Source organism: Actinomycetes bacterium (assembly GCA_036510875.1).
GTDB lineage: Bacteria > Actinomycetota > Actinomycetes > Prado026 > Prado026 > DATCDE01.
In genome coordinates this window covers 1-8,211 of sequence record DATCDE010000205.1, presented here as the reverse complement: position 1 = coordinate 8,211, position 8,211 = coordinate 1, and the positions used below count along the sequence as shown (strand labels likewise).

The 8,211-nt window shown below is 72.9% G+C and carries 8 protein-coding genes and 1 pseudogene; 1 reads left to right on the top strand and 8 read right to left on the bottom strand.

What is annotated here, in order from left to right; all coding sequences use genetic code 11:
* Positions 1 to 419: 419 nt before the first annotated feature.
* Complete coding sequence (locus tag VIM19_12020; GenBank protein HEY5185603.1) at positions 420 to 2,087, top strand: SulP family inorganic anion transporter; 1,668 nt, start codon at positions 420 to 422, stop codon at positions 2,085 to 2,087.
* On the opposite strand, the gene VIM19_12015 is transcribed toward VIM19_12020, so the two are convergent.
* The 8 genes and pseudogenes from VIM19_12015 to VIM19_11980 form a co-directional block, all read right to left on the bottom strand.
* On the bottom strand, positions 2,065 to 2,544 hold the full coding sequence (locus tag VIM19_12015) for a cation-translocating P-type ATPase C-terminal domain-containing protein (GenBank protein ID HEY5185602.1): 480 nt from the start codon (positions 2,542 to 2,544) through the stop codon (positions 2,065 to 2,067). The two genes, VIM19_12020 and VIM19_12015, sit on opposite strands and share 23 nt — an antisense overlap.
* A gap of 175 nt (positions 2,545 to 2,719) precedes the next feature.
* A pseudogene (locus VIM19_12010) lies at positions 2,720 to 2,899 on the bottom strand (cation-transporting P-type ATPase).
* A gap of 88 nt (positions 2,900 to 2,987) precedes the next feature.
* Positions 2,988 to 3,785: an enoyl-CoA hydratase-related protein gene (locus tag VIM19_12005; GenBank protein ID HEY5185601.1), complete on the bottom strand. Its 798-nt coding sequence runs from the start codon at positions 3,783 to 3,785 to the stop codon at positions 2,988 to 2,990.
* Positions 3,786 to 3,853: 68 nt separating this feature from the next.
* Complete coding sequence (locus tag VIM19_12000; GenBank protein ID HEY5185600.1) at positions 3,854 to 4,297, bottom strand: universal stress protein; 444 nt, start codon at positions 4,295 to 4,297, stop codon at positions 3,854 to 3,856.
* On the bottom strand, positions 4,294 to 4,914 hold the full coding sequence (locus tag VIM19_11995) for a V-type ATP synthase subunit D (protein ID HEY5185599.1): 621 nt from the start codon (positions 4,912 to 4,914) through the stop codon (positions 4,294 to 4,296). Before VIM19_11995 ends, VIM19_12000 begins: the two co-directional genes overlap by 4 nt.
* On the bottom strand, positions 4,911 to 6,311 hold the full coding sequence (locus VIM19_11990; protein ID HEY5185598.1) for a V-type ATP synthase subunit B: 1,401 nt from the start codon (positions 6,309 to 6,311) through the stop codon (positions 4,911 to 4,913). The genes VIM19_11995 and VIM19_11990 overlap by 4 nt, the downstream gene beginning before the upstream one ends.
* Entirely contained in the window at positions 6,308 to 8,026 is a 1,719-nt protein-coding gene (locus tag VIM19_11985) for a V-type ATP synthase subunit A (protein ID HEY5185597.1), read from the bottom strand. Before VIM19_11985 ends, VIM19_11990 begins: the two co-directional genes overlap by 4 nt.
* A partial coding sequence (locus tag VIM19_11980; GenBank protein HEY5185596.1) for a hypothetical protein occupies positions 8,023 to 8,211 on the bottom strand: 189 nt, incomplete at its 5' end. The genes VIM19_11980 and VIM19_11985, both read right to left, overlap by 4 nt.

Below are 8,211 nucleotides of genomic sequence, written 5' to 3'. Positions count from 1 at the left end.
GGCCCCCACAGGGCCACCCCTGCCACCGGCGTCACGTCATCGGCCGACGCCGACACCACCGGGGCCGGGACCCCTCGTGTCGGACGCGCCAGCACGACATCAGGAACCTCGAACAACACCCCCGGTATCCTTCACCACGAGAGTGCCCTTCTTGACGGACCAATCGGGACTTCGCAATCACGATTATCCGTTGCCAGAAGGGCACTTTCGTGTCACAACACCCCACCCCACCGAGCCGGGCTGAAAGATCAGGGTCAGTGCGCCTCAAGCGATCACTCACGGTTGGCCTTCCTCCATGGACCGCTCGCGATCCGCATCCGCCAAACCGGCCCGGCCAGCAGGTGCACGCGGGGGGCGTACACCCCTACGGTGAGGACCGACGCTGGCCATGATCACTCCCTGCGGAGGAGGACCATCAGATGAACCTGCTGCCGGTGTGGTTGAAGGGTTACCAGCGGTCGTGGTTGTCGACCGACGTGGTGGCGGGTGTCACGTTGGCGGCGGTGGCGATCCCGGAGGTGATGGGCTACACCTCGATCGCGCAGACGCCGCTGGTGACGGGCCTGTACACGGTGATCTTCCCGACGATCATGTTCGCGTTGATCGGGTCCTCCCGGCTGCTGGTGGTGGGGGCCGACTCGGCGACCGCGGCGATCCTGGCCGCCGGGCTGGCCGGGCTGGGCATCTCGGGGCTCAGCCCGAACACAGCCGAATGGGTGGCCTGGACCAGCCTGGTGGCGCTGGTGTGCGGGGCCATGCTGCTGGTCGCCCGGGTGCTGAAGCTGGGGTTCATCGGTGACTTCCTCAGCGCCTCGGTGCTGATCGGGTTCCTCACCGGCGTGGGCATCCAGGTGTTCACCGGCCAGATCCCGGACATGCTCGGGGTGCCCAAGGGCTCCGGCAACTGGTTCCAGCAGCAGTGGGCGATGATCCAGTCCATCCCGGACACCAGCCTGGCGACGTTCGCGTTCGCGCTGGGTACCGTGCTGCTCATCATCGGGTTCGAGCGGTTCCTGCCCAGGGTCCCCGGGGCGGTGGTGGCGGTAGCCCTGTCGATCATCATCTCCACGGCGGCGGACGCCTCCGCGCACGGCGTGGCGGTGGTCGGGGCGGTGACCGGGGGCTTCCCACCGATCGGCCTGCCGCAAGGCATCACCTGGAGCGACGTCCCGCAGGTGCTCGCGATCGCGTTCGCCTGCTTCGTGCTCATCGTCGCGCAGAGCGCGGCGACGTCACGCAGCTTCGCCGCCAAACACGGGCAGCGGGTGGACATCAACCGGGACATCCTCGGGCTCAGCGGGGCCAGCTTCGCCGCTGGGCTCAGCGGCACGTTCGTGGTCAACGGCAGCCCCACCAAGACCCAGATCCTGGACGGGCAGAAGGGCCGGACCCAGCTGGCGAACCTGACCATGTCGGCGGTCGTGCTGGTGTTCGTGCTGTTCGCCACCGGGCTGCTGACCAACATGCCCAAGGCGACCCTGGCCGGCATCGTGTTCATGATCGGGGTGAGCCTCATCGACGTGGCCGGCCTGCGGCGGATCCGCGGGCGCCGGGTGAGCGAGTTCCTGATCGCCTGCGCCACCGGGTTCGTCGTCTTCGGCGTCGGCGTCGAGCAGGGCATCATCCTGGCGATCGTGCTGTCGATCCTGGAGATCATCCGCCGGGCCTACCGGCCCAGCGACTTCGTCGTCGGCGAGAGCGTCAAGGGCACCCCCACCTACGTGCCGGCGACCGCCGGCGCGCAGAGCCTGCCCGGCCTGGTCGTCTTCCGGTTCGACGCCCAGCTCTTCTACGCCAACGCCAGCCGGTTCACCGACGATGTCGAGGCGGTCATCCAAGCCGCTCCGGACAAGGTGCGCTGGCTCATCCTGGACTGCTCAGCCATCGACGACGTCGACTACTCGGCCGGGATCGCGCTGAGCAGCCTCGTCGACTTCGTCCACCAGCAAGGCGCCCAGTTCGGCCTCGCCCGAGCCGACGACCACCTGCTCCAGACCCTGAAGACCTATGGGGTGCTCGACAAGTTCGCCGCCGACCACATCTTCCCCAACCTCAGCGACGCCTTCACCGCCTACCAGACCAGCTAGGGCACTCCCACTGCCCTCCCGTTGGGGACGGCGGGTTCTCGGAGCGGGAGCCAAGTCGCAGGAACAGCTTGCGGATCTCGCTGGCCCACAGCACGGCGCTGGCCATCGCGAGGCAGGCCAGCCACTGCTCTAGTGACAGCGGTGTGGTGGTGAACGCACGGTTGAAGAACGGCAGCTGCACGACGGCGACCTGCAGCAGCGCCGACAGCCCGACCGCGCCCCACAGCCAGCGGTTGGCGAGGACACGGTGGAAGGCAGTCACGGTCTCCGACCGCGCGGTGAAGGAGTTGAACAGCTGGGCGAGCACCAGCACCGTGAACCCTGCGGTCCGGGCATTGCTTAGCGAATGGATCCCCTCGACGAGGCCGCCCGGCAAGTACAGGTCGATCGTCGCGAGCGTCGAGGTCGCCGCGCACCAGCTCGCGGGTCGCCACCCGCTGCTGGGGCCCTCCCGCACAACAGTCGCAGTGGTGGCGCTTATCCGCTGCAGCGCCTCGACCGCGTGGCTCGGCCCGCGCCTGCTGCACGAAGCCGAGCACGGCGTTCAGGACGACGATGACGGCGATCACGAGCGCGTCGAACGGCCAGCCGGCGGCACGCTCGACCGCCCAGGCCACCAGCGAGATGACGATCGCGGCAAGCAGCAGGTAGATGAGCGGATCCCGGAACTGCTCGAGGAGCTTGCGCCACGAGGGTGCCGGCCGTTCGGCGGCGATCTCGTTCGGCCCCGTCTCGGCCAGCCGACGGGCCGCCTCCTGGACGGTCAGCCCTCGGTCCGGGTCCGTCCCCAGCGGCCCGAGCACCGTGCCCACGTCCACGAGCGAGGGGTCGGAGCCGATGGCCTCGCTCGCCACGGCGGGTCCCCCTCCGTCGGCCGGACCGCTCAGTCGTCCGGGCTGCTCAGTCGTCCGGGCCCAGACCCGGGAACGCGGCCGGACGGTTCTCCAGCCGTGCGGCCAGCGCCTCCTGCAGGCCGCCCCACCCGAACGAGGCGACCATCAACGCGACCGAGCGGTCGACCGCCTCGTCCCTGGGCCGGTCCTGGTCGCCGTAGACCTGGCGCTTGATGGTGGCCAGGGACAGCGGTGAGCACTGCGCCGCGACCTCGTGCGCCCACTCGAGCGCGCGCTCGAGCACCGGGCGGTCCGCGACGGCCTCGTGCACCAGTCCGATCCGCAGCGCCTCGTCGGCGTCGACGGCGCGGCCGGAGAGCAGCAGCTCCATGGCCCGGCCGGTCCCGACGATCCTGGGCAGCAGCCAGGACGTCCCGTACTCGGCCACCAGCCCCAGGCGGGAGAACGTCGTCCCGATCCGCGCCCCAGCGGCCACGAAGCGCACGTCGCAGGCGAGCATCAGCGCGAAGCCGATGCCGGCGACCGGCCCGTTGACCGCGGCGACCACGGGTTTGCGGATCCCCAGCGCCACCAGGGGCAGCTGGTCCGCCTCGGGCGCGAAGGACAGCAGCTTCTCGGTGTCGGCAAGCGCAGCCAGGTCGGCGCCGGAGCAGAAGCCACGCCCGGCACCGGTCACGACGACCACCCGGACCTCGAGGTCGGCGTCCAGCTCGCGCAGCAGCTCGACGTAGCGCAGCTGCATCTGCGGCGTCAGCGCGTTGAGCTTGTCGGGACGGTTGAGCGTGACCAGCGCGACGCCTCCGTCGTGCTGCACCAGGACATCGGCCGCTTCCGCTGCACTCACAACAGTCCTCCTCAGGTCCACCACTGACGTTACCGGTGGCCCGGCTGCGTCCCGACGGGGTGGAGCGCCTACCGGCGAGCCGGCGGGGGCACCACGAGGACCGGCTGCTCGGCGAACTCCAGCACGTGCGCGGTCACGCTGCCGACATAGGGCAGCCCGGCGGCCCGCACGGCCGAGCGGCCCACCACGATCACGTCGGCCGACCACTCCTGTGCCTCGTGCAGCACCCGCTGCGCGGCCCGGCCCTCCAGCTGCCGCGCCTCGACCGTGAGCCCCCGGCGCCGGGCCGCCTCGGCCACGTAGCGCAGCACGGAGGAGGAGGCCACCAGCTGACGCTGCCGGACCGGCTCGAGGGGAGCGCCGTCGGCCAGCGCCCCGGCCACCACCCCGTTGACGACCACCGAGACGACCCGCAGCACCGCCTGGCAGGTGTCCGCCAGGTCGATGGCGACCCGGCTGGCGGCCAGGGCGCCCTCGGAGTCGTCGACGGCCAGCAGGATCCGCTTGATCATGGCCGTCCTCCGGTCCGCCGGTCGAGGGCCCAGCGCAGCCGCGCGCCGTCCTCCCGCTCCTGCTCCTCCAGGCCGACGTCGACCGCCGCCAGGGCCCGGGTCAGCTCCGGGATCCGCCGCTGGCTGACCGCCCGCAGCCGACGCCGGGTCGCGGCCACCTCGGCCTGCAGGATGCGGACCGACGCTGCCGCGGCAGCGTGCCGAGCACCGGCCTCCAGTGCGACGGCGGCGGCCCGCTGCGCCTCGGGCGTGGCCACACCGTCCGCCGGCGTCGTCCTCGGCGGCTCTGGGATCGTGCATCGGACGGTCTCGGGGTAGCTGACCCCCATGGTCGAGCTCCAGCGGACCTCGGCCCGCACCGGTGCGGACGGAGCGGCCTGACGCAGTCCGCGCTGGCCCCCGGCCAGCGCCGCCCGCAGCGTCCACTGCTCGGCCTCCCGGCAGGACCGGGCCCACTCCTGCTCGGTCCGCTCGACCAGCAGCTGGAACCGCTGCTCCTCCCGGCGCAGGATCTGCAGCCGCTGCTGCAGCAGGTCCGCGCCGCGGTTGGCGACGGCCAGCTGGTGGCGCAGCCGCAGCCGGCCGGCCCGTCCTGGCAGCACCCGTACCCCGGTCACTCCTGCTCACCTCCGGGCGCGGCCGTGTAGCGGTTGTCCAGCTCGGCCAGCGGCAGCATGGTCAGCTCCCGCCGGGGCAGCGCACCGAGCGCGGCCCAGCCACGGTCGAGGGACTCCTCCATCGAGCGGCTCTCGTCCCGGCGCTGGTGGACGAGCACCTGCTCGAACGCCCGCTGGAAGTCCAGGTAGGCCCGGTCGGTGCGGCTCAGCGCGTCCACGCCCACGAGATCGGCGATGTCCCGGACGCTGCGGGCCCGGGCCAGCGCGGCCAGCTGCTGGGCGGCCAGGTCGAGGTGGTCGGCCCGGGTCCGGCCAGGGCCGGCGCCCTTGCGCATGAGCCGGGACAGCGAGCCGAGGGCATCCACGGGCGGGTACACGCCGCGGGCGTGCACGTCCGGGGACAGCACGATCTGGCCCTCGGTGATGTAGCCGGTGAGGTCCGGAACCGGGTGGGTGATGTCCCCCGACGGCATGGTGAGCACCGGCACGATCGTCACCGAGCCGGCCATCCCCCGCACCCGGCCGCAGCGCTCGTACAGCGACGCCAGGTCGCTGTACAGGTAGCCGGGGTAGGCGCGGCGGGCCGGGATCTCGCCGCGGGCAGCTGAGACCTCGCGCAGCGCCTCGGCGTAGCTGGTCATGTCGGCCAGCACCACGAGGACGTGCCGTCCCTCCGTGAAGGCCAGCTCCTCGGCGATGGTCAGGCCCACCCGTGGCGCAAGGATCCGCTCGATCACCGGCTCGTCCGCGGTGTTGAGCACGAGCACCAGCTCGGCGGCCGCCGAGCGACCCTCCAGCGCGTCGCGCACCATGGCGGCGTCCGCGTGCGACAGCCCCATCGCCACGAAGACGACGCTGAACGGCTCGCCGCCGGCGCTGGCCTGCGCGGCGATCTGGGTGGCCAGGTCCAGATGCGGCAGGCCGGCCACCGAGAAGATCGGCAGCTTCTGCCCGCGGACCAGCGTGGTGAGCAGGTCGACGGCGGACACCCCGGTGAACACCGGCTCGGACGGCGGCTCTCGCCAGGTGGGGTTGAGCGGGGCGCCGGTGATGGCGGCCCTGGTCCGGCCGAGCACGTGCGGGCCGCCGTCCACCGGCTCGCCGCGGCCGTTGCACACCCGGCCCAGCCAGTCCTTCCCCACCGCGATCCGCAGCGGCTCTGCGGTGAAGCCCACCCAACTGCCGGTCGCCGCCATGCCCTCCGTGCCCTCGAACACCTGCAGGACTGCGACGTCGCGGTCGACCTCCAGCACCAGGCCGTGCCGCATCGCCCCCGAGTCGAGCCGCACATGGGCGTACTCGTCCCAGCCGACTCCGCGCACCCCTTCGACGACCAGCAGCGGCCCGTCGAGCCGACGGACCCGGGAGTACTCGACCTCCCCGAACACCGCGCTCATGGCAGCAGCCCCTCGAGCCGCTCGAGGATGTCGGCGAGCCGCGCCGTGGCGACCCCGGGATCGGCTGACTCCTCCCGGGCCCGTAGCAGCGGTCCGAAGTCGACCTCCTCGACGGTGACAGCGGGGACGCCGGAGTCGACCAGCTGCTGGCAGCGGTCGGCCACGGCCAGCACGGCGTCCACCAGTGCCGCGGTCTTGGCCGGGCTGGACGACGCGTCGACGGGGCTCAGCGCGCTCTGCTGGAGGGCGCCCTCGCGGACCAGCCGTCCGGACAGCAGCACCATGCGCTCCCGGCCCGGCAGGGCGCCCTCGCCGACCAGCTGGGCCAGATCGGCCAGCCGGTCAGCCTCGGCCAGCAGCGCGGCGACCCGTGCCCGCCGCCGGACCCAGTTCGTGTCGCCGTTGCGCGCGTGCCAGCGGGCCAGCCCGTCGATGTCGCGGGAGAACGAGCCGGCCCACGACACCGCCGGGTAGTGCCGGGCGTAGGCCAGGTCGTGGTCAAGGGTCCACAGGCAGCGCACGAACCGCTGGGTGTGGGAGGTGACCGGCTCGGCCAGGTCTCCGCCGGGCGGCGAGACCGCGCCGACCACCGTGACCGACCCGTGCCGGCCGCCCAGCGTGGTCACCGCGGCGGCTCGCTCGTAGAAGGCCGCCAGCGCCGAGGCGAGGTCGGCGGGGTAGCCCTCCTCGACCGGCAACGCGCCGGTCCGCGAGGCGAACTCGCGCAGTGCCTCGGCCCAGCGCGACGTCGAGTCGGCGATGACCACGACGTCATAGCCCATGTCGCGGTAGTACTCGGCCACGGTCACGCCGGTGTAGATGCTGGCCTCACGGGCCATCATCGGCATGTCCGACGTGTTCGCCACGACCACGGTGCGCTCGGCCAGCCGACCGCCGGTGCGCGGGTCCTCGAGGCTGCGCAGGTCGGCCACCACGTCGGCCATCTCGTTGCCTCGTTCGCCGCAGCCCACGTAGACGATAACGTCGGCGTCGCACCACTTGGCCAGCTGCTGCAGCAGCACCGTCTTGCCGGTGCCAAACCCGCCGGGAACGGCGGCGGAACTGCCCCTGGCGATCGGGAACAGCAGGTCCAGGGCCCGCTGCCCCGTGGTCAACGGCTCGACGTCGTCCAGCCGGGCCCGCACCGGCCGCGGGGTGCGCACCGGCCAGTGCTCGAACAGCCCCACGGACGTCGACCCCACCGTGGCAACGGCGTCGTCCGGCCCGAGGTCCCCGTCGCCGGCGTGCATCGTGACGGCGCCGGCGACACCGGGCGGGACCAGGACCCGGTGCTCGATGGGGCTGCCGGTGCGCACCGTGCCGAGCAGGTCGCCCGGGCGCAGCTCACCGGCCAACCCGTCGGCCGGGACGAAGCGCCACCGCTGCACCGTCTCGGGCCCCCGCGGGCCGCCGGCCACCAACCGGGACGGCGCGTCGGTCAGCGGCCGCAGCAGCCCGTCGAAGATGCCGCCGAGCAGCCCCGGGCCCAGCCGCGCGGACAGCGGTCGGCCCAGTCGCCGGGCCGGGTCGTCGGGGCGCAGGCCGCCCGTGTACTCGTAGGCCTGGACCGTGGCCCGCCCGGCGTCCAGCCCGACCACCTCACCGGGCAGCCGCAGCGGGCCCAGCTCCACCAGCTCGGCCATGGCCAGGTCGCCCGCGGGCTCCAGCTCGACGAGCGGGCCGACGACGCGGCGCACCCCGAGGGGCCGGCTCATGACCGCCACAGCCCCTCGACGTCGGCGCCGAGCAGCCGGGTGGCCTGTTCGGCCAAGGCGTTCAGCGACAGGTCCACCCGGCGGTCGCCGGCCGTGGCGACCACCCCGCCGCCCTCAGCCGAGGTCACCTGCACCGGCTCGCCGAGCAGCGCGGTGCCCAGCGCGACCAGCCGGTCGACCGGCTC